The sequence below is a fragment of the Ferrovibrio sp. genome, assembly GCF_046297595.1.
Classification (GTDB): domain Bacteria; phylum Pseudomonadota; class Alphaproteobacteria; order Ferrovibrionales; family Ferrovibrionaceae; genus Ferrovibrio.
In genome coordinates this window covers 398,016-418,266 of sequence record NZ_JBKBHT010000002.1, presented here as the reverse complement: position 1 = coordinate 418,266, position 20,251 = coordinate 398,016, and the positions used below count along the sequence as shown (strand labels likewise).

At 67.0% G+C, this 20,251-nt stretch carries 18 protein-coding genes and 1 riboswitch; of the genes, 8 read left to right on the top strand and 10 right to left on the bottom strand.

Features of this window, described 5'->3' with window-relative positions; all coding sequences use genetic code 11:
• Positions 1–14: 14 nt before the first annotated feature.
• Together ACK4FJ_RS07820 and ACK4FJ_RS07815 are read left to right on the top strand one after the other, a co-directional pair.
• A complete protein-coding gene (locus ACK4FJ_RS07820; protein ID WP_409765290.1) occupies positions 15–1,787 on the top strand; it encodes an ATP-binding protein in 1,773 nt (590 codons plus the stop codon).
• A gap of 264 nt (positions 1,788–2,051) precedes the next feature.
• On the top strand, positions 2,052–3,761 hold the full coding sequence (locus ACK4FJ_RS07815; RefSeq protein ID WP_409765289.1) for a sensor histidine kinase: 1,710 nt from the start codon (positions 2,052–2,054) through the stop codon (positions 3,759–3,761).
• A gap of 32 nt (positions 3,762–3,793) precedes the next feature.
• On the opposite strand, the gene ACK4FJ_RS07810 is transcribed toward ACK4FJ_RS07815, so the two are convergent.
• The 8 genes from ACK4FJ_RS07810 to rsmI form a co-directional block, all read right to left on the bottom strand.
• Positions 3,794–4,597, bottom strand: coding sequence for a dienelactone hydrolase family protein (locus ACK4FJ_RS07810; protein WP_409765288.1), 804 nt, complete (start codon positions 4,595–4,597; stop codon positions 3,794–3,796).
• A 15-nt stretch (positions 4,598–4,612) separates the two neighbouring features.
• Complete coding sequence (locus tag ACK4FJ_RS07805) at positions 4,613–5,701, bottom strand: DUF2336 domain-containing protein (RefSeq protein WP_409765287.1); 1,089 nt, start codon at positions 5,699–5,701, stop codon at positions 4,613–4,615.
• A gap of 259 nt (positions 5,702–5,960) precedes the next feature.
• Positions 5,961–6,590, bottom strand: a complete 630-nt coding sequence (locus ACK4FJ_RS07800) for a methyltransferase (RefSeq protein ID WP_409765286.1) — start codon at positions 6,588–6,590, stop codon at positions 5,961–5,963.
• Complete coding sequence (gshB, locus tag ACK4FJ_RS07795; RefSeq protein ID WP_409765285.1) at positions 6,587–7,543, bottom strand: glutathione synthase; 957 nt, start codon at positions 7,541–7,543, stop codon at positions 6,587–6,589. The genes ACK4FJ_RS07800 and gshB overlap by 4 nt, the downstream gene beginning before the upstream one ends.
• Positions 7,544–7,578: 35 nt before the next feature.
• Positions 7,579–8,403: a SirB1 family protein gene (locus tag ACK4FJ_RS07790; protein ID WP_409765284.1), complete on the bottom strand. Its 825-nt coding sequence runs from the start codon at positions 8,401–8,403 to the stop codon at positions 7,579–7,581.
• A 21-nt stretch (positions 8,404–8,424) separates the two neighbouring features.
• A complete protein-coding gene (locus ACK4FJ_RS07785) occupies positions 8,425–9,039 on the bottom strand; it encodes a BON domain-containing protein (RefSeq protein WP_409765283.1) in 615 nt (204 codons plus the stop codon).
• A gap of 55 nt (positions 9,040–9,094) precedes the next feature.
• Complete coding sequence (locus ACK4FJ_RS07780; protein WP_409765282.1) at positions 9,095–9,457, bottom strand: YraN family protein; 363 nt, start codon at positions 9,455–9,457, stop codon at positions 9,095–9,097.
• On the bottom strand, positions 9,444–10,343 hold the full coding sequence (gene rsmI / locus ACK4FJ_RS07775) for a 16S rRNA (cytidine(1402)-2'-O)-methyltransferase (protein ID WP_409765281.1): 900 nt from the start codon (positions 10,341–10,343) through the stop codon (positions 9,444–9,446). Before rsmI ends, ACK4FJ_RS07780 begins: the two co-directional genes overlap by 14 nt.
• A gap of 10 nt (positions 10,344–10,353) precedes the next feature.
• On the opposite strand from rsmI, the gene ACK4FJ_RS07770 reads away from it, so the two are divergent.
• The 3 genes from ACK4FJ_RS07770 (at position 10,354) to ACK4FJ_RS07760 (ending at position 12,960) form a co-directional block, all read left to right on the top strand.
• Positions 10,354–11,736 (top strand): penicillin-binding protein activator, encoded by a 1,383-nt coding sequence (locus ACK4FJ_RS07770; protein WP_409765280.1) that lies wholly within the window; start codon positions 10,354–10,356, stop codon positions 11,734–11,736.
• Between the two features lie 171 nt (positions 11,737–11,907).
• Entirely contained in the window at positions 11,908–12,441 is a 534-nt protein-coding gene (locus ACK4FJ_RS07765; protein WP_409765279.1) for a response regulator, read from the top strand.
• A gap of 24 nt (positions 12,442–12,465) precedes the next feature.
• Entirely contained in the window at positions 12,466–12,960 is a 495-nt protein-coding gene (locus ACK4FJ_RS07760) for a hypothetical protein (RefSeq protein ID WP_409765278.1), read from the top strand.
• A gap of 4 nt (positions 12,961–12,964) precedes the next feature.
• Here the strand turns inward: ACK4FJ_RS07760 and ACK4FJ_RS07755 are convergent, their stop codons facing one another.
• Together ACK4FJ_RS07755 and ACK4FJ_RS07750 are read right to left on the bottom strand one after the other, a co-directional pair.
• A complete protein-coding gene (locus ACK4FJ_RS07755) occupies positions 12,965–13,726 on the bottom strand; it encodes a sulfite exporter TauE/SafE family protein (protein ID WP_409765277.1) in 762 nt (253 codons plus the stop codon).
• Positions 13,716–14,309, bottom strand: a complete 594-nt coding sequence (locus ACK4FJ_RS07750) for a HupE/UreJ family protein (RefSeq protein WP_409765276.1) — start codon at positions 14,307–14,309, stop codon at positions 13,716–13,718. Before ACK4FJ_RS07750 ends, ACK4FJ_RS07755 begins: the two co-directional genes overlap by 11 nt.
• 123 nt (positions 14,310–14,432) lie before the next feature.
• Positions 14,433–14,664, top strand: a riboswitch (cobalamin riboswitch).
• 113 nt (positions 14,665–14,777) lie between these two features.
• Here ACK4FJ_RS07750 and cobW point away from each other — a divergent pair.
• From cobW to cobO, 3 genes are read left to right on the top strand one after another with little or no spacing between them, the layout of a single operon-like run.
• Positions 14,778–15,818 carry a cobalamin biosynthesis protein CobW gene (cobW, locus tag ACK4FJ_RS07745; RefSeq protein ID WP_409765275.1) on the top strand — a complete coding sequence of 347 codons (1,041 nt, stop codon included), beginning with the start codon at positions 14,778–14,780 and terminating at the stop codon, positions 15,816–15,818.
• A 27-nt stretch (positions 15,819–15,845) separates the two neighbouring features.
• Entirely contained in the window at positions 15,846–19,604 is a 3,759-nt protein-coding gene (gene cobN / locus ACK4FJ_RS07740) for a cobaltochelatase subunit CobN (protein WP_409765274.1), read from the top strand.
• Positions 19,601–20,245 carry a cob(I)yrinic acid a,c-diamide adenosyltransferase gene (gene cobO / locus ACK4FJ_RS07735; RefSeq protein WP_409765273.1) on the top strand — a complete coding sequence of 215 codons (645 nt, stop codon included), beginning with the start codon at positions 19,601–19,603 and terminating at the stop codon, positions 20,243–20,245. Before cobN ends, cobO begins: the two co-directional genes overlap by 4 nt.
• Positions 20,246–20,251: the final 6 nt, after the last annotated feature.

The window sequence follows — 20,251 nt, the reverse complement described above, 5'->3', positions numbered from 1 at the left end:
GGGCTTTCCAGCCGATGACCGACTCATATCCGCCGATGGCCGGCCAGACCACGCAGGAACCGGGCATGTCCAGCATGCCGCGTAGCCGGCACCACGATCCGGTGCTGGGCAGCTTCCGTCAGGTGGTGCCGATCAATGCCGCCGTCACGCTGATCAATGTGTCGGCCCTGGCCCTGCTGCTGTCCAACGCGATACCGGGCCAATGGCTGCTCGGCTGGTGGCTGCTGCATTCCATCCCCGCCATCTACATGCTCTACCGCTGGCTCGCGCGACCGCGCCGAGCTACACCGGCCGCCGGCGCAGGGCCGCGGCGCATGCGCCAGTACGATACTGTCGTCGCGGCGATTTCCGGATCGAGCTGGGGCGTGGCGGCCCTGTTCCTGCCGCTCTTAAGCGAGCAGCAGCAGTTGCTGGTGATCATGGTGGCGGCCGGCATGATCGCCGGATCGGCCGCGACACTGGCCGTGGTGCCGAATGCCGCCGCCGCCTTCATGACGCTGACAGCCGCGCCCTACATCGTGTTTTTCATCCACCAGGGCAGCGTGGTCAGCCTGGCGATGGCGGTGCTGTCGATCCTCTATGTCGGCGCCATGGTGCTGACCAACCGGATCGTCAACGGCGTGATCCGCCGCAACCGCCGACTATACGAGGAAAACCACGCCCTCTACGACCGCATCCGCGCCGCCCAGGCCGAACTGCTCGATATTGCGGAAAGCACGGAGGCCTTCGCCTTCCTCGACGCCCAGGGACACCTGATGTTGTGGAACCGCCGCCTGCCCGACCTGCTCGGCATCGATGCGGCTCAGCTGGAGCGCGGCGCCGATTTCGAGACGTTGCTGCGGCGCGCCGGCCTGCCCGACCTGCTGCTGACCAGCGAAATCGCCGGCGGCCTGCTGCAGCTGCCGAACGGCCGCTGGGTGCAAGTCGGCCGCCGCGTCACGCCGCAGGGTGACCGCGCACTTATCTTGAGCGATATGACCGAACAGCAGCAGGCCAGCGCCCAGCTACAGGCTCAGAATGCCCGGCTGGAGGAACTGTTCCGCCAAGTCAGCCAGGCGCGCGATGCTGCTTTACGCGCCAGCCAGGCCAAGTCGATCTTCCTGGCCAACATGAGCCACGAACTGCGCACGCCGCTGAATGCCATCATCGGCTTTTCCGACATCGTGCAGAAGAAGATGTTCGGGGCCACTTCGCCGAAATACGATGAATACCTGAACGACATCAACGGCAGCGCGCGGCACCTGCTGGCAGTGATCGACGACATCCTCGACCTGGCCCGTATCGAGGCCAACCAGATCGTGCTGCATGAAAGCGACGTGATGCTGGACGAGGAAATACCGGTCTGCGCCCGGCTCGCCGCATCGCATTACGGCCGCCCCGCCCATGCCGTGACCGTGAACCTGCCCGATACGCTGCCGCCCCTGCATGCCGATGCCCGCCTGATCCGGCAGGTCCTGATCAATCTGGTCGGCAATGCGCTGAAATTCTCGCCCACCGGCATGACGGTGGAGGTCGGCGCCCGGCTGGATGCGCAGAGCAACGAGATTTCGCTCTGGGTACAGGACCATGGCATCGGCATCGCGCCGCAGGACCAGGCCCGCATCTTCGATCCCTTCGAACAGGCCGATACCCAGCTCAGCCGTAACTACGGCGGCGTCGGCCTGGGCCTGTCGCTGGTGCGCGCCTTCGTGCAGGCCCACAAGGGCCGCATCGGCATCGACAGCGCGCCGGGTAAGGGCACGCGGATCACGGCCACCTTCCCCGCCGAACGCACCGGCGCAGCCTGAATTTATGCAGAATCCGGGCAAAAGACATTAAATTGCGGTTATACCCGCACGGCGCATTGGACGCCGGACATGATTTCAGGTTGATTGGGGGTGAAGACTTTCCAACCAGCCATGCCGAATTCCTCCTTTCATAACACGCCCCCCGACTCCCCTGGCGGCGTGAATGACCTGTCTGCCGGGCCACAAGGCGCTGCAGCGCTGCAGTCGGCTGAGTTAGCATCGGACGAGCCGGGATCAGGCGCGCCGTTTCATGCCAGCTTCCAGATGGTGCTGCTGATCTATGCCGGCACCACGGTCGTTTTTCCCTCCATAACCAGCCTGCTGCTGTGGCAGCAGACCCGTGCCGAATGGATTCCAGGCTGGTGGCTGCTGCATGTGCTGGCCGCCGTCATCATCGTGTTCGACTGGTTCCTGCGCGGACACCAGCGGCCAGAAGCACCGCCGCGCTGGCAACGGTCGCTGGACATCGCCGTGGCAGGTTTTTCCGGCCTGGTCTGGGGCGCCGCCGCTTTGGCCATGCCACAGCTCGACACGCCCAGCCAGCTGCTGCTGGTGGCAGTGATCGCGGGCGTGATCGGCGGCTCCGCCCCGGCACTGGCGCTGATGCCCGCCGCCGGTGCCGCCTTCATCGTCAATGTCGCCTGGCCCTATGCGGCGTATTTCCTGCTGCAGGGCGGCGTGATCGGCCATGGCATGGGCCTGCTGATCGGCGGCTACGTGGCCGCCATGATCATCGCCAACAGGGTGCTGCATCGCGTGCTGCTGCGCAACTGGCGCCTGAGCGAGGAAAACACTGCGCTATATGAACGCATCCGCCGCGCCCAGGACGAATTGCTGGACATCGCCGACAGCAGCGAGGCTTTCGTCTTTTTCGACGGTGCGGGCCGCATCCAGCTGTGGAACAACCGCTTTCCCCAGCTGCTTGGCCTGGGCGAGAACGACCTGCGGCGCAACGATGCGCTGGCGCCGCTGCTGTTGCGCGCCGGCATGCCGGCCGATCTGGCCGACTGGCTGGAAGCCGATCCGCCCGGTATCGATCCACTTGGCGCAGCGCAGCGCAGCGACCATGCCCGGCCATTGCTGGAACTGCCCGGGCGCGGCTGGGTACGGGCCAGCCTGCGTATGCTGCCCCATGGCGACCGCGCATTGATCCTGGTGGACGTGACCGACCAGCAGCAGGCCGGTGCCCAGCTGCAGGACCAGCACACGAAACTGGAAACCCTGTTCCGCGAAGTCAGCCAGACGCGCGATGCCGCTTTGCGCGCCAGCCAGGCCAAATCGATCTTCCTGGCAAACATGAGCCACGAACTGCGCACGCCGCTGAATGCCATCATCGGTTTTTCCGACATCATACGGCAGAAGATGTTCGGCGCTGATTCACCGCGTTACGCCGAATATGTCGACGACATATACAGCAGCGGCCGCCACCTGCTGGCCGTGATCAACGACATCCTCGACCTGGCCCGCATCGAGGCCAATCAGATCGCCCTGCAGGAAAGCCTGGTGGACGTGGCCGAGGAGATAGACACCAGCATCAAGCTTGCCGGGCGGCAGTTCGACCGCGCCGCCAACCTGATCACGGCAAATATTCCGGCCGGATTGCCGGCGCTGTATGCCGATGCCCGGCTGGTGCGTCAAATCCTGATCAACCTGATCGGCAATGCACTGAAATTCTCGCCGCCCGGCATGCCCGTGGAAGCCGGCGCGCGGCTGGATGCGCAAAGCAACGAGATCTCTCTGTGGGTGCAGGACCATGGCATTGGCATTGCGCCGCAGGACCAGAAACGCATCTTCGATCCCTTCGAGCAGGCCGATACAAAACTGAGCCGCAGTTTCGGCGGCATCGGCCTGGGGCTGTCGCTGGTGCGTGCCTTTGTGCAGGCCCATCAGGGCCGGGTTGACATCGACAGCGCGCCGGGCAAAGGCACGCGGATCACCGTAACTTTTCCCGCCGAGCGGACGCAGCGGGCCTGATCCTGCGCGCCGCAAAAGTCGCGCGCCCAAATCTACCAGAAGAACCCAAGCTGATGCAGGAAGGCGTCCATGGCCGACTGCCACAGGCCCGGCCGTTCCAGCAGCTGGTGGCCCTCGTCATCTTCGACCGGGCCGAACAGATACAATTCAGCGCTGCCGCCCACGCCGGTATAGGCATCATGCCAGCGCCGGATCATGGCCTTGCTGTGATGGCGATCGTTTTCCGCATAGAGCCACAGTGACGGTGCATCGGCGCCGGAACCCGCGCGCACAAAAACGTCGCGGTTGAAATCGTCCATCATGCCCTGCTCGGCGATCCAGCCACCGGCAAAATTGATGCTGCCCACCACGCCGGGCGGATGCTGGCCGGCATAGGCGACGCTGAGCAGGCCACCACGGGAATGGCCCGCCACCAGGATGCGGCGGCTGTCGATCTCGGGCCGGTTGCGCATGCCATCCACCACCGCGCCGACATCGTCCAGCGCATGCTGCAGCCCCTCGGCCAGCTTCAGCGCGTTCCAGGCATAACTTTCCAGATACGTGCCTTCCGACTCGCCGCGGCCGCGGCGCATAGGCGCCAGGAAGGCGAAACCGCGGGCATGGAAATAACGGGCCTGGTTTTCATAGCGCAGCACGGCTTCGCGCGGGATGCGGCCACGTTCGGCACCCTGGCCGGTGGAACCGTGATTGAACACCACCAGCGGCGCGGGATGGCTGCCGCGCGGCGGATAATAGGTGGCTTTTATGGTTAACGGGCGCCCGAGCGCAGGATCGGCAACACGGCTGGGGATCGTGAGGGTTTCGCTGGGAAGACTGTCGGCCGGCTCAGCGATCATAATGGGCGGGCTTGCTCAGGCCGCCATCCGCTGCGCCGCCTGGGCACGCGAACGTCGGCGCGTCAGCCAGCGCTGTTCCTGCGGATCCCACAAGGCGGTGAAATCGGCCAGCACCATGGCTGTTACCATCTCGACGAATTCGGCGCGCTCCGACGCGCCGCGCAGGAAATCGAAGCCGCGCGCCAGATCGACCACCGCCTCGACCATCCTGAAATAATCCTGCGGCAGGCGGCAGCGCTGATAGATCGCCGCCAGGCCGCGCCGGCCGGGATCGTGGATCAGCAGCCGCGCATTGCCCAGCGAGATGCCGGCCAGCTGGGCCAGGGCCTGTTCGAAGAAAGCGAGGTCGCCGCCGGCCAGGGCGCGCAGCACAAGCATGCCGTTGAGCTGCCCGCGCTTCTGCAGGTCGACCACCAGATCGGCCAGTGCCGGCGGCAGGGCGCCGTCGCCGAGCAGGCCGAGCAAGGTGCGCTCGCGCAGCTGCATCATGGTGTCGGCGGCCATCGCCGGCGGGATGTGATACCGCGCGATCAGCGCCTCGCGCAGGGTATCCGATACCTGGGCGATCAGGCGCGCTGCGAATTTCGGCGGCAGGTTCGGATGGCGCGCCAGCGCATCGCCCAGGCCGCGGCTGTCGGGAAAACGGTCGAGGGCCCGGCCCATCTGCAACGGACCGACGCTGGCGCCGCGATTGCCCATCAGCACCACGACGGCGGGTTCGGCGGCATGGGCGATCAATGCATCGGCCAGATCGACGGAGACGCTGGCCCGACCGGCAATGGCGGACTGGTGCTGCGGCGACACCGCCTGCAGCAGATCGATCAGATCGGCATCGCTGAAGACCGGCGAATGCTGCAGCAGCGGTGCGGCGACGGCGACAACATCGCGCGCCATCCGCAGGGCCAGGCTGCGCGGCAGCTCGTTGCTGTCGCGCAACTGCTCGGCCAGGGCCTGCCGTACGCTGGCCTCGACGTCGCGCGCCAACGCCGCGATGATCGCCTGCGCAAGCTCGCGCTCGGCAGCGGTCAGGGCACGCTTCTTATAGGCCTGCGCGACTTTCGCGGCCGTGTCGGCGCGGGTCGCGGGCGATGGATCCGCCAGCAACCGCTCGACATCCTGAATGCTAAGAAACGCCCCGTCTGACACCGAAATCCTGCCCCCGCGGCCCGATGTTGGCGGCGGACAATAGCAAAGGAAGCCGAAATGTCACGACCAAATCGTCCTGCTGCTGCGACCGGCGATGATCAAACACAATAGCGACCGTTACCGCGCAGCGAGCGATTTACTTTCGTATGCACCTAGCGGCTGCACATAGCCATCTTCGTTGCATAATGATTCAAGGATTTAAAACGGCCGCGCCCCATCAGAGCCGGCGGAAACGGCTGAACTGGAAATGCTGCAACCGGCCGGCCGGCGTGTGGTGCCCTTCCTGCAGCGCCTGCTGCAAAACGAAATCCGGCCCCAGTTCGGCCTGCAGGCTTTCCGGGCTGTAGCGCTGCACCGGCAAGCCGCTGCAGCGTTCCGGCCCGTCCGGCGCAAAGCTGCCGATCACAACGTGGCCGCCCGGCGGAACAGCGGCACGCAAAGCCGCCCTATAGGCCGCGCGATCCTCCGCATCGGTGAGGAAATGGAACACCGCACGGTCATGCCACAGATCGTAGCGACGCTGCGGCCGCCATGACGTGACATCGGCCACGATCCAGTCGACGCCCCAATCCGCGCCGACGCCGCGCGGACCAAGGCGCTCGCGGGCTTTCGCCAGCGCCGCGGCGGCGATGTCTAGCACGGCGACGTCACGCCAGCCGAGATCGAGCAGCGCATCGACCAGCCGCGAGGCGCCACCGCCGATATCGATCAGCGAGGCTTTGGCTGTCAGCCCGGTCTGCGCGATCAGGTCGAGCGAGGTCTGCGGCCGGTCCTGGAACCAGCTGACCTCATCCTCACCCTTGGTGGTGTAGACCTCCTGCCAGTGCTGCTGGCGGGATGTGGTCACGCCAGCACGCGGCGTTTCAGCGCGTCCTCGATGGCGTCCCAGATTTCGGCCTCGAGCTGCACGCCGTCGAAGCGGTTGATCTGCTGGATGCCGGTGGGCGAGGTGACGTTGATCTCGGTGAGATAACCGCCGATCACGTCGATACCGACGAAGATCAGGCCTTCGCGCTTGAGATGCGGGCCGATGATGTCGCAGATTTCGCGTTCGCGGTCGGTCAGCGCCGCCTTCTCGGGCCGGCCGCCGACATGCATATTCGAGCGCGCCTCGCCCTTGGCCGGTACGCGATTGACCGCGCCGGCCGGACGGCCATCGATCAGGATGATGCGCTTGTCGCCTGCGCGCACATCGGGCAGGTAACGCTGCACGATCACCGGCTCGCGCGACAGCTTGGTGAACATTTCGAGCAGCGAGCCGAGATTCTCGTCGTCGGGCCGCAGGCGGAACACACCGGCGCCGCCATTGCCGAACAGCGGCTTCAGGATGATGTCGCCATGCTCCGCGCGGAAGGCCTTGATCGCCTCCATGTCGGACGAGATCAGGGTGGGCGGCATCACGCCGTCGAAATGCGTCACGTACAGCTTTTCCGGCGCGTTGCGCACGGCGACCGGGTTGTTCACCACCAGCGTCCGGGGATGGATGTGCTGCAGGATATGCGTGGCGGTGATGTAGGCCATGTCGAAGGGCGGATCCTGGCGCATCAGCACCACGTCCATCTCGGCCAGATCGACCAGCGCCGGCTCGCCCATCGTGTAGTGGTTGCCGCGCTCGTAGCGCAGGCGCATCGGCCGGGCGCGGGCCAGTACGCGTCCGTCGCGGAAGCTCAGGTCCTTGGCCAGGTAGTGGATCAGGGAATAACCGCGCCGTTCGGCTTCCAGCCCGAGCATGAAGGAGCTGTCGCCATCGAAATCGATGTGTTCGATGGGGTCCATCTGGATCGCCACCTTGAGGGCCATGGCACAGTCCTTCTGTTCGCTGGGGTACGGGGTCGTTAATTGAGCTGCAGGCGAATGTGGCGCAGGAAGGCCTCGGCCTCAAGACTTGCCGCCTCGTCGCCCGCCAGCATCAGGTAGCGTTCCGTGGCGGCGATGGCCTGGCGGATGCGGCCGAGCTTGCCCTCCACCACGCCCAGCTCGCGCCAGGCCGGCGCGAAATTCGGCGCCACCAGCAGCATGCGGCGCAGAGTTTCGGCCGTGCGCTCGATATCGCCGGCGCGCCAGGCGCGGCCCTTGATGTTGTTCTGCAGCCGCAGCAGCACCTCGCGCGCCGTCATCGGCCGTACATGTTCGGGCCGCACATCCTCGCCGCTGCCCAGCCGGCGCAGCAGGTCCTGCATCTCCGGCGGCGCGGAGACGCGGCCGCCATGGAAGGGATCGAGCACCAGGCTGCCATCCTCGCCGTCCAGCCGGATCAGGAAATGGCCCGGGAAATCGATGCCATGCACCGGCCAAGCCTGTGCCTTCGCCGCATGAATATAGAGGATGCCCAGCGCCACCGGCAGGCCCATGCGGCGGTCGATGACGCGGATCAGGTCGGCATTCTGCGGATCGTCGTAGGTTTCGGTATCGCCGCGATACCCGAACTCCACGCCGATCACCCCGGCCAGCGCCATGGCGCGCGGCGCCACCTCGGGGCCTGCATCGACGCGGCTGAGCGCGCCAGCCATGTCGCTCAGGTGCCGGCGATAGGGCAGCAGATCGAGCGTGGGCCGGTCGAGCGCCGCCAGCAGCAAAGCGGCCTCGGCAATATCCAGGCCGTCATCCGGCGCGGCGCCGAGGGCTTTGAGGGCCGTTTCGATTGCCGCCGTGTCGCCCATCGCCCGCCGCTATCCGCTGCGCTACACGGGCCGGCGGCGCGGATCGGTCTTGAGCCAGACATGGCTGACCACGCGCCGCACGCCCTTGATGATGCGCGCATGTTCGGTCACGCGCTGGATTTCGTCTTCGCTCTGCGCCAGGCCGATCAGGTAGATCGTGCCGTTCACTGTCTCGATCGAATAATTGATGTCGACGATGCTCTTGTCGGTGGCGATCTTGGCGCGCAGCTGGGTGGTGATCCAGCTGTCGTTGGCGGAATCGATCAGTCCGCCTTCATCGGTCACCTGCACTTCGTTGATCACTTCGTTGATGCGGTCGCTGGCCGCCCAGGCCAGGCGCGTGGCCTCGTCGCGCGAGAATTCAGTGCCGACCACGCCGGTCAGCAGCACGCGGCCCTCGACCACGGTGATCGATAGCTTGCGCCACAGATACTGGTTCTCCTTGATCAGCTTGTCGTTGATCAGGAGCTGGATGCCCTTGTCGTTGGCGGCATTCTTGGCGCCGCGTTCCTCGGCGGCCGCGATGCCGGCCGTGGCGCCGGCGCCAACGGCAAGACCGACACAGCCACTCAACAGCGGCGCCGCGGCCAGCAGCAGAACCAGCGGAATGAAACGGAGATGGGTGGATGAACGCACGGACGACTCCCCTGCCTGTGACGGAACAACACCTTTATGCCTCTCCGGCCGCCGCTCAAATCCGCCAGGCATCGCGGATATGGCGCGGCAATCGCCCGGGGGCAAGCAGCACGGCATCAAAGCGCAGCGACAGGCCGGCGGCATCGGGCTGCCGCGCCAAGAATACCGCAGCGGCCTGCGCAATGCGACGGCGCTGGGCAGCCTGGATCGCTTCCGCCGCACGATCCTGTTCGCCGCGCCATTTCACCTCCACCGCCACCAGCAGGCGGCCGCGACGGGCGAATATGTCGATCTCGCCGGCCGGATGGCGCCAGTTGCGCACCAGGATGCGGTAACCCTGCAGCCGCAGCCACCAGGCCGCCAGGCTTTCGCCGCGCCGGCCCGTCCGGTTGCGGCTGTTGCGTTCAGTCTTTTCCATCGCGCAGCTGCAGAGCACGGGCATAGACCGGCTTGCGCGGCAGGCCCAGCAGGGTCGCGACCTCGTCCACCGCCTGGCGTAACGGCAGCCGGTTCATCGCCTCAGCCAGCGCTGAGTCCAGATCGGCCTCCGACGGTGCCGCAGCGGCCGGCGGCGGGCCGATCACCAGTGTCACCTCGCCTTTCGGCGGCCCATGTTCGGCATAATGCGCGGCCAGCGCGGCCAGGCTACCGCGCCGCACCTCCTCGAATTTCTTGGTCAGTTCGCGGGCCATGGCGGCTTCGCGGTCAGGTCCCAGCACAGCCGCCATGTCGGCCAGGCTATCAGCTAGGCGTTGGGCGCTTTCCAGCAGCACCAGCGTGGCCGGCACGGATTTCAGCTCGGCCAGCCAGCTGCGGCGGGCTGCCGATTTGGGCGGCGGGAAGCCGGCAAACATAAAACGGTCGCTGGGCAGGCCCGACAGGCACAGCGCGGTAGGCACGGCAGAGGCACCGGGCAGGGCGGTGACATGGATGCCGGCCGCGATGCAGTCCTTCACCAGTTTGTAACCCGGATCGTTGATCAGCGGCGTGCCGGCATCGGAAACCAGCGCCACCACGGCGCCGCCCTGCAGCTTTTCGATCAGCTGGGGCCGCACTTTCGCCGCATTATGCTCATGGTATGGCAGCAGGTGGGCCCGGATGCCGTAGCGCTGCAGCAGCGGACCGGTCACCCGGCTGTCCTCGCAGGCGACCAGATCGGCCCGCTGCAGCAAGGCCAGCGCGCGCAGCGTGATATCGGCGGCGTTGCCGATGGGGGTTGCCACCAGATATAAGCCGGGGATGAATTGTGCCGCGTCCACCCCGGAGACCAGGGCTTCGGGCGGCGGCGGGATCGGGTTTGTCATGGGCGCCGGAATGAGCTGCGTAAGTTACCTTAAGTCGGGCCTTTCCGCGCTGTCTATGCTGGCGGCCGTTTCCCTGCCATTGCTGCTGGGCGCCTGCCAGAGCGGAGCACCCGCGCAGGGCGGTCTGCCCGGCCTGCTGGACCGAATCGCACCCGGCGCGCCGCAGCGCGTGGCGCCGCAGCCGGCCCAGCCCGGACAGGCGAATATCCCGCCGGCGACAACCCCGCAATTGCCCCGGCCGGCCGCGCCGTCTCTGGCCATCGAGACCCAGCCCCTGCCCGGCCCGATGCTGACGCCTCCAGGCGGAACCGACATGATCCGGATCGCCTTTCTCGCACCCCTGAGCGGACCCAATGCCGGCCTGGGCCGCGCCCTGCTGGATGCGGCCCAGCTGGCCCTGTTCGACCTGGCCGACGACCGCCTCGCCCTGCTGCCGCGCGATACGGAAGGCCAGCCGGAAAAGGCCGCCGCCGCCGCCCAGCAGGCCCTGGCCGAAGGGGCACAGATCATCATCGGGCCGCTGTTTGCCAATGAAGCGGCGGTGGTTGGACCGTTGGCGCGCGAGCGTGGCGTGAAGGTGCTGAGCTTCTCCACCGACCGCAGCGTGGCCGGCAACGGGGTCTATCTTCTGGGTTTCACGCCCGACCAGCAGATCGAACGGGTCATGACCTTCGCCCGCACCAAAGGCGTGACGCGTTATGCGCTGCTGGCGCCCGATTCCGCTTATGGCAATGCTGTGGCCCAGGCCGCCGAACTGGCGGCCCAGCAGGCCGGCGGCCGGTTGCTGCGGCAGGACCGTTATCCCAGCGACACCGGCGACCTGACCCCCGTTGTGCGGCGTTTCGCCAATGCGCTGCGCACGCTGCCGCCGCGCGGCCCGGAAGAACCGCCGGTGGAAGGCGTGGATCCCAACCTGCCGCGCCCGGTGGATGCCGTGCTGCTGCCAGAAGGCGGCGCCAGGCTGCGCGCCTTGGCGCCCCTGTTACCCTATTTCGACATCGACCCGCGCGCCGTGCGTTTCCTGGGCACCGGTCTGTGGGAAGATGCCGGCCTGGGCAGCGAGCCGGCCCTGCAGGGCGGCTGGTATGCCGCGCCGGCGCCGGAAGGATTCGCCGAATTCAGCCGCCGCTTCGAACAGAGCTTCGGCCGCCGGCCGGTGCGGCTGGCCAGCCTGGCCTACGACACCACGGCCCTGGTCGGCATCCTCGCCCGCCGCGGCGATTTCAGCGACGCGGCGCTGACCAATCCCGACGGTTTCGCCGGGTACGATGGCATTTTCCGCTTTCTGCCCAATGGCCTGGTGCAGCGCGGCCTGGCCGTGCTGGAAGTGCAGCGCCGCGGCAGCCGGGTGATCGACCCGGCGCCAGCCAGCTTCCAGCAGCCGCTCAATTGACCTTGCCGCTGCAAAACGCCGCATTATCGGGAAATAACTGCTCCTGCCGGCGAACGGCGTGATATCCGCGTAATCAAACCAATTACTACCTGAGCGAGCTTCATCCTCAGGACTCTTTCTAGTACTATTCCTGCGCGATTTTTTCCGGTCCCCTAGCAGGAGGGATCCCGAATGAGCGAAAACATGGCCGATCACGAGCGCATCGATTTCTCGAAGATCAATTTCCTGATTGTCGAACCGAACCGCGTCATGGGCCAGATGGTCCGCGACGTGCTGATGATGCTGGATGCCCAGTATCTCGACCGCGCCCGCGATTACGACAGCGCCCTGACCGTGCTGCGCCTGGGCCGCGCCGATGTGATGATCACCGAATGGGCGTTGCGCGACGAAAAGCTGGGCCGCACCGGCATGGATATCGTGCACTGGATCCGCAACGATCCCGCCTCGCCCAACCGCATGATGCCGATCGTGATGATGACGGCCAATTCGGAAGAGGAATATGTCTGCCGCGCCCGCGATTGCGGCGTCTCCGAATTCGTCGCCAAACCCTATACGGTGAATGCGTTCTATACCCGTCTGGTTTCGGCCATTGCGCGGCCGCGCCAGTTCGTGCGCATCGACGAGTATTTCGGCCCCGATCGCCGGCGCCGGCGCAGCGACCATTACGCCGGCCCCGAGCGGCGCATTCCGTCGGATGCCCTGTGATCCTCGCCGCATAGCATTCCCCAGATGGCCAGAAAAAAACCGGAATTCCTGCCGCCCCAGCAGGACCTCCGCCGCAAGGCGGTGAATTTCAGCAAGGGCTTCCGCCTCAAGCTGGAGCCGGCCGAACTGCGCCGCCTGGAAACGGTGGTGGAAAAGGCCAGGGATGCGCTCAGCCTCGATGTATCGGACAAGCTGAAGCAGCTGCGCGCGGCGCTGGAAGACGTGGCGCTTGGCCAACAGACCGACCGCGGCATGCGGGCGATCCGCATGCTCTCGCTGGAGATCAAGGGCGCGGGCGGCATGTTCAACTATCCGCTGCTGACCGAATTCGCCAAATCGCTGAACGATTTCGTCAAGGGCATCGAACAGCCCACGCCGCTGCAGCTCGATATCATCGCCGCCCAGATCGATGCACTGTATGTTGTGCTGGGCCAGCGCATCGAGGGCCAGGGCGGCAAGCTGGAGCAGGAACTGCTCGCTGTCCTGCGCCAGGCCATCGAGCGGCACAAGACGACTTAAGACCCTACAGCATCTTCCACAATGGCAGGCCGCTGAGCGCAGCAAACGCGCAGAGCGCAAGCGCGGCGTGGCGGAACTGTTTTTCATCGGCGCGGGCGAACAGCCGGCTGCCCCAGCGCAATGGCAGCAGATAGGCCGGAATGAGCGGCAATGCCGTGAGCAGGTTTTCCGCCGTGAAGAGTCCGTTCCACCAGTAGGACAGCGCGGTTGCGATGGCCGTGAGGCCGAAGAACACCACCAGATTCGCGCGTACCGTGGCGGCGGAAGCCTGGCCGCCCAGCCACAGCAGAACCACCGGCGGTCCGGGCAGCGCGGCGGCGCCGCCGCTCAATCCCGCCAGTGCGCCGGTGCCCAAAGTGGCTGGCAGCGACAGCCGCCGGCGGTAGCGCCAGCCTGCACTCATCAGCAGGACAGCCAGCAGGATCAGGCCGCAGATCGCCCAGCGCATCGCATCGGGATCGGCGACCACCAGCAGCGCGACGCCGAAAGGAATGGCGGCGACGGCGGCCAGGCCGAGCGGCAGCACCTCGCGCCACACACAGCGCCGCAGCGCATCGGGCAGCATCGGCAGGGCGGCCACGTCATCGGCGATCAGCAGCCAGATGGCGGCGAGTTTGGGTTCATAAAGCAGGCCGGCCACCGGCATGAACATCATGGCGCCGCCGAAACCGGAAAAGCCGCGCACGAAGCCGGCCAGCGCCGCAGCGCCGATCACGACCCAGTAACGCGGCTCCGCGATGAGGGCGAGAAAAACCTCAGCCGACAAGGATGACGATGCCGGCCAGCGCCACGGCGGCGCCGGCGGCGCGCGTCAGCGCCGGCAGGGCGAACCGCTGGGCCAGGCGCGCGGCGACCAGGCCGCCGGTATGCAGTAGGGCGGTGGCCAGCACCATGCCGCCGGCATACAGCGCGGCCTGTGAGGCATCGCCCATCTCTGTACCATGGGCATGACCATGCAGCAGGGCGAAGACGGCCGTGACCGCCATGGCGGCAGCCAGCGGCGGCCGCGCCGCGAAGGCAACGGCCAGACCCAGGACCAGAACGGAGAGCGCGATGCCGGCCTCGACACCGGGCAGCATGACGCCAGCCAGCGCCAGGGCGAAACCGCCGGCCATGGGCAACACGAAGGACAGCGGCAGCAGCCACAGGGCGCGGCCGCCATGCTGGATCGCCCAGAGGCCGACCGCCACCATCGCCAGCAGATGGTCGAGACCGCCGAAGGGATGCGCGAAGCCGCCGGCGAAACCGAGGACGACCTCCTCGCCACCCGGATGACCCGGATGGGCAAAAGCGGTGCCTGCGGCCAGGATCATCATGGCAGACATGGTCAGCGTGCGGTGAAACGACATCGGATACCCTCTTGGCGCAGTTGCGACCCACCCGCCCCCTTTGTGCCCAAGCAGGCCGGATTTGACAAGGCCGAGAGACCGTACACGGTCTTGCGGCGCAATTTGACAAGGCGGAACCGGGGCCTTACGGTCCGCCGCGATGGTTCGCCGGGCGGCTTGCGTCGCGCGGCGATGAAAAGGGAATGCGGTGCGGGCCGGCCGGAAGGCAGATGCCCAAAACCGCGGCAGCCCCCGCTACGGTAGGCGGTGAGCGGCGCGCATCAGGCCACTGGACAGAATGTCATGCCGTCCGGGAAGGCGCGCGATCCGCATCGACCCGCGAGCCCGGAGACCTGCCATCGCTTTGGTCGAAGCGGAACCGTCGGACGGGGTGTGCCGGCGCCCGGGTTGTGCCATCCTGCCCCCTCGCAGCGGCGGACCGGCATTCCTGTTCCGCGACGGCGTCACGCGATCAGGACGCTTGAACCCATGCAGAAGAGTACCGCGACAAAAATCCCGGCCACCATCGTCACCGGCTTTCTCGGCGCCGGCAAAACCACGCTGATCCGCAATCTGATCCAGAATGCCGATGGCCGGCGCATCGCGCTGATCGTGAACGAATTCGGCGAAGTGGGCATCGATGGCGACCTGCTGAAAAGCTGCGGCGCGCCCGATTGCGGCGAGGAAGACATCGTCGAACTGGCCAATGGCTGCCTGTGCTGCACCGTCGCCGACGACTTCCTGCCCACCCTGCAGAAACTGCTGGAACGGCCGAATCCACCCTCGCATATCGTGATCGAGACATCCGGCCTCGCGCTGCCCAAGCCGCTGGTGCAGGCCTTCGCCTGGCCAGGCGTGAAGACGCGGGCCACGGTGGACGGCGTGATCACCCTGGTGGATGCCGCCGCCGTCGCGGCCGGCCGCTTCGCCGATGACGAGGCGGCGCTGGCTGCCCAGCGTGCGGCCGACCCCAACCTGGATCATGACAATCCGCTGGAGGAATTGTTCGAGGACCAGCTCGGTTGTGCCGATCTGGTGCTGCTGACCAAGACCGATCTGCTGGCGCAGGACGACCTGCCGCGCGTGCAGGCCGAATTGGCGGCGCATCTGCGGCCGGGCGTGAAGACCGTGCCCGTGCGCCAGGGCGAGGTGGCCGCCGACATCCTGCTGGGGCTGGCCGCCGCCGCCGAAGACGACATCGCGGCGCGCAAGTCCCATCACGACGACGAAGAAGACCACGACCACGAGGATTTCGCCAGCTTTGCCGTCACCCTGCCCGAACAGCCGGCGCCGGAAGCGTTGCTGGCGCGGCTCGATCCGCTGATCGCCGAACACGACATCCTGCGCATCAAGGGCTTTGTCGCCGTGGCGGGCAAGGGCATGCGGCTGGTGCTGCAGGGTGTGGGTGCCCGGCTGCAGCATTATTACGACCGCGACTGGCAGAGCGGCGAGTATCGCGCGACCCGTTTGGTTGTGATCGGTCGCGCCGGACTGGACGAAGCCGCAATCCGCGCCGCGCTGGCGGCCTGACGCGGACGGCTGAAGGGGGAAGCCGGCTTGCATCTGCTCAATGCCATACCGGGTGGCGCGGCGGCGACGGAGTCTCCCGTCGATCTGCGGCAATCGCCCGGCGACATCGTGGTGTTGAGCGCTGCCGATTCCGAACTGGCGGCCCTGAGCGCGGCCTGCGCCGCCCTGCCGGAAGACTTCCCCAGCCTGCGGCTGGCCAACCTGCTGCAGCTCAGCCATCCCTATGCCGTCGACCTCTATGTCGAACAGGTGATCGCGAAGGCGCGGCTGGTGATCGTGCGGCTGTTGGGCGGCCAGAGCTACTGGACCTATGGGGTGGAGCGCCTGAGCGATGTCTGCCGCGCCCGGGGCATCGCGCTGGCCTTCCTGCCCGGCGACCGCCAGCCGGATCCGGCGCTGGATGGTTTCTCCACGCTGGACGACGATACCCGCACCACCCTGTTCGGTTATTTCCGCGAAGGCGGCATCGACAATCTGGGCCAGATGCTGCGTTGCGCCGCGGCCCTGATCGGCCGCGACGAAGACCCGTTGCCGGCGCGGCCCCTGCCGGCCGCTGGACTCTACTGGCCGGGCCATGCCGAACCCGATCTCAACACCCTGCGCCGGATCTGGGCCGACCATAAATGCGCGGCCCAGCCGGTGGCCGCCATCGTGTTCTATCGCGCCCTGCTGCAGGCCGGCGACATCGCCGCCGTGGACGCACTGATCGAAGCTCTGGCGGCGGAAGGCATGAGTCCGCTGCCGATCTACGTCACCAGCCTGAAGGACCGCCTGTCTGCCGACATGGCCTCGACGCTGATCGAACAGGCCCTGCCCGACGTGATCCTGAACGCCACCAGCTTCGCCATCGGCAACCCGCGTGGCGAAGGCGGCAGCGAAGACCCGCTGGGCCAGAGCGACTGCCCGGTGCTGCAGGTGGTTTTCGCCTCCAGCCCGCGCGAGCTGTGGCAGGACGGCACGCGCGGCCTGAACGCGCGTGACCTCGCCATCGCCGTCGCGCTGCCCGAGATCGACGGCCGCATCCTGACCCGCGCCGTCGCCTTCAAGGCCGAAGCCGTGTTCGACCAACGCACGGAATGCAGCATCGTGCGGCTGGTGCCCGATGCAGGCCGCTGCGCCTTCACCGCAAAGCTCGCCGCCGCCTGGTCGCGGCTGGCGCGCCTGGCGCCGGCCGAGCGCCGCATCGCCATCGTGCTGGCCAATTACCCGAACCGCGACGGCCGGATCGGCAATGGCGTCGGCCTCGATACGCCGCAGAGCGTGGTGCAGATCCTGCGCGCTATGAAGGATGCCGGGTATGAATTGAATGCCCTGCCGGTCAGCGGCAACCGCCTGATCGCCGCGCTGACCGAGGGCGTCACCAACGATTTCAGCCAGACCTCGGCCCGCCGCGTGCGTGCCCGCTATCCGCTGGCGCTGTATCGCCGTTTCTTCGACAGCCTGCCGACAGCGTTGCGCGAGGCGGTTACGGCGCGCTGGGGTGCACCGGAAGACGATCCGCAACTGCAGGACGACGGCTTTGCCCTGCCGGTGCTGCCGCTGGGCAACGTGGCGGTGATGATCCAGCCGGCACGCGGGTACAACATCGACCCCGCGCGCAGCTACCACGATCCCGACCTGGTGCCGCCGCACAATTACATCGCCGCCTATGCCTGGCTGCGCGAAAGCTTCGGCGCCGATGCCGTGATCCATTGCGGCAAGCACGGCAACCTGGAATGGCTGCCCGGCAAGGCGCTGGCACTCAGCGAGGATTGTTTCCCTGAAGCCGTGTTCGGTCCGCTGCCGCAGCTTTATCCCTTCATCGTCAACGATCCCGGCGAAGGCACCCAGGCCAAGCGCCGCACCGCCGCCGTGATCCTCGATCACCTGACGCCGCCGCTGACGCGGGCGGAAATCTATGGCGACCTCGCAGCACTCGAACAGCTGGTCGACGAATATTACGAGGCTGCCGGCCTCGATCGCCGCCGCCTGCCGCTGCTGGCCGAGCGCATCATCGACGAGGCGCGGCGGCTGGGCCTGGATGCCGATTGCGACATCAAGCCCGGCGAACCCACGGAAAGCGCGCTGCTCAAGCTCGACAACCACCTCTGCGACCTGAAGGAACTGCAGATCCGCGATGGCCTGCATGTCTATGGCGTGAAGCCCCAGGGCGAACAGCTGGTCGATCTTCTGGTGGCTCTGGTGCGCCTGCCGCGCGGACGCACCGGCCGCAGCCGGCCGGGCGACGAATCGATCCTGCGCGCCCTGGCCACCGATCTCAAACTGGACTGCGACCCGTTGGGCATCGACTACGCCGCCGACTGGACGGGGCCGAAACCGGCCGTGCTGGCCGACCTGGTCGCCACGCCCTGGCGCAGTTTCGGCGACACGGTGGAGCGGCTGGAATGCCTGGCCCGGCAGCTGATCGCCGACCGCCGCGTGCCCGAGGATCACTGGACCGCCACGCAGGCAGTGCTGCACGCGGTGGATTACGAGTTGCGGCCGGCCGTATTGCGCTGCGGTTATGCCGAGATCGAAAACCTGCTGCGCGGCATGGATGGCCGTTTCGTGCCGCCGGGGCCGAGCGGCGCGCCGACGCGTGGCCGGCCCGATGTTCTGCCCACCGGGCGCAACTTCTTCTCGCTGGACGCGCGCAGCCTGCCCACGCCGACGGCCTGGACCCTGGGCTGGCAATCGGCCGACGCGCTGCTGCAGCGCCACCGCCAGGACCACGGCGAATGGCCGCGCGCCATCCTCTTGAATGCCTGGGGCACCGCCAACATGCGCACCGGCGGCGACGACATCGCCCAGGCGCTGGCCCTGATCGGCGCACGCCCCACCTGGGAAACCGGATCGGGCCGCGTCACCGGTTTCGAGATCGTGCCGCTCGATCTGCTCGACCGCCCGCGCGTGGATGTCACGCTGAAGGTCAGTGGCTTCTTCCGCGATGCCTTCCCGGCTCAGGTGGCGCTGTTCGATGCCGCCAGCCGCGCCGTGCAGGCATTGGACGAACCCGATCACCTCAATCCGCTGGCCATGCATGCGCGCGGCGAGATCCAGCGGCTGACCGCCGGCGGGCTGGCGCTGGACGCGGCGAAACGCAGCGCGGGTTACCGCATTTTCGGCGCCAAGCCCGGAGCCTACGGCGCCGGCCTGCAGGCCCTGGTGGATGAAGGTGGCTGGGACTCCGCCGACGATCTGGCACGCGCCTATATTGCCTGGGGCGGTTATGCCTATGGCGCGGAAGCCGAGGGCGTAGAGGATTATGCCGGCTTCACCCGCCGCCTGGCACGCACCGATGCGGTGGTGCAGAACCAGGACAACCGCGAACACGACCTGCTCGATTCCGACGATTACTACCAGTTCGAGGGTGGCGCCTTCGCCGCCGTGCAGTATGCCTCGGGCACCGCGCCGACCGCCTACCACAACGACCATTCCCGCCCCGAGGCGCCACGCATCCGCCGGCTGGAGGAAGAGATCGCCCGCGTGGTGCGCGGCCGCGCCGCCAATCCGAAATGGATCGCCGGCGTGAAGCGCCATGGCTACAAGGGCGCCTTCGAGATCGCCGCCACGGTGGACTATCTGTTTGCCTTCGCCGCCACCACCGGCCTGGTGCGCGACCACCAGTTCGACGCGCTCTACGATGCCTATCTGAACGACGCCGAGACGCGCGCCTTCATCGAGGACAACAACCCGGCAGCGGCACGCGAGATCGCAGAACGCTTCCAGGAGGCGATCCGCCGCGGCCTGTGGCGGCCGCGCACCAATTCCGCCGCCGACCTGCTGGAAAGGATGCTGGCCGCATGAAAGTGAAAGAGCAGGGCCTGAGCGAGGACGAGGTCAACGCCCGCGCCAACGAGAAGGCGAAGAAGCGCAAGGAAGTGCGCGACCGCATGCTGGCGACCAAGACCATCGAGAAGGGCCTTCTCATGGTCCATACCGGCAAGGGCAAGGGCAAGTCCACCGCCGCCTTCGGCCTGGTGATGCGCGCCATCGGCAACGGTTTCCGCGTCGGCATCGTGCAGTTCGTGAAGGGCAAGTGGCAGACCGGCGAACGGCCTGTGCTGGAGAAATTCCCCGAGCAGGTGACGATCAAGGCCATGGGCGAAGGCTTCACCTGGGATACCCAGGACCGCGCCCGCGACATCGCCGCAGCAAAAGCCGCCTGGACCGAGGCGAAACGCATGATCGAGGCCTGCCGCAGCAATCCTCCGGCTTACGACATGCTGGTGTTCGACGAACTCAACATCGTGCTGCGCTACGACTACCTCGATCTGGCCGAGGTGGTGGAAACCCTTCGCCAGCGGCCGCCGATGCTCCATATCGTGGTGACCGGCCGCAACGCCAAGTCCGAGCTGATCGAGGCGGCCGACCTGGTGACCGAGATGACCGAGATCAAGCATCCCTTCCAGGCCGGCGTGAAGGCCCAGAAGGGCATCGAGTTCTAAAGAGAG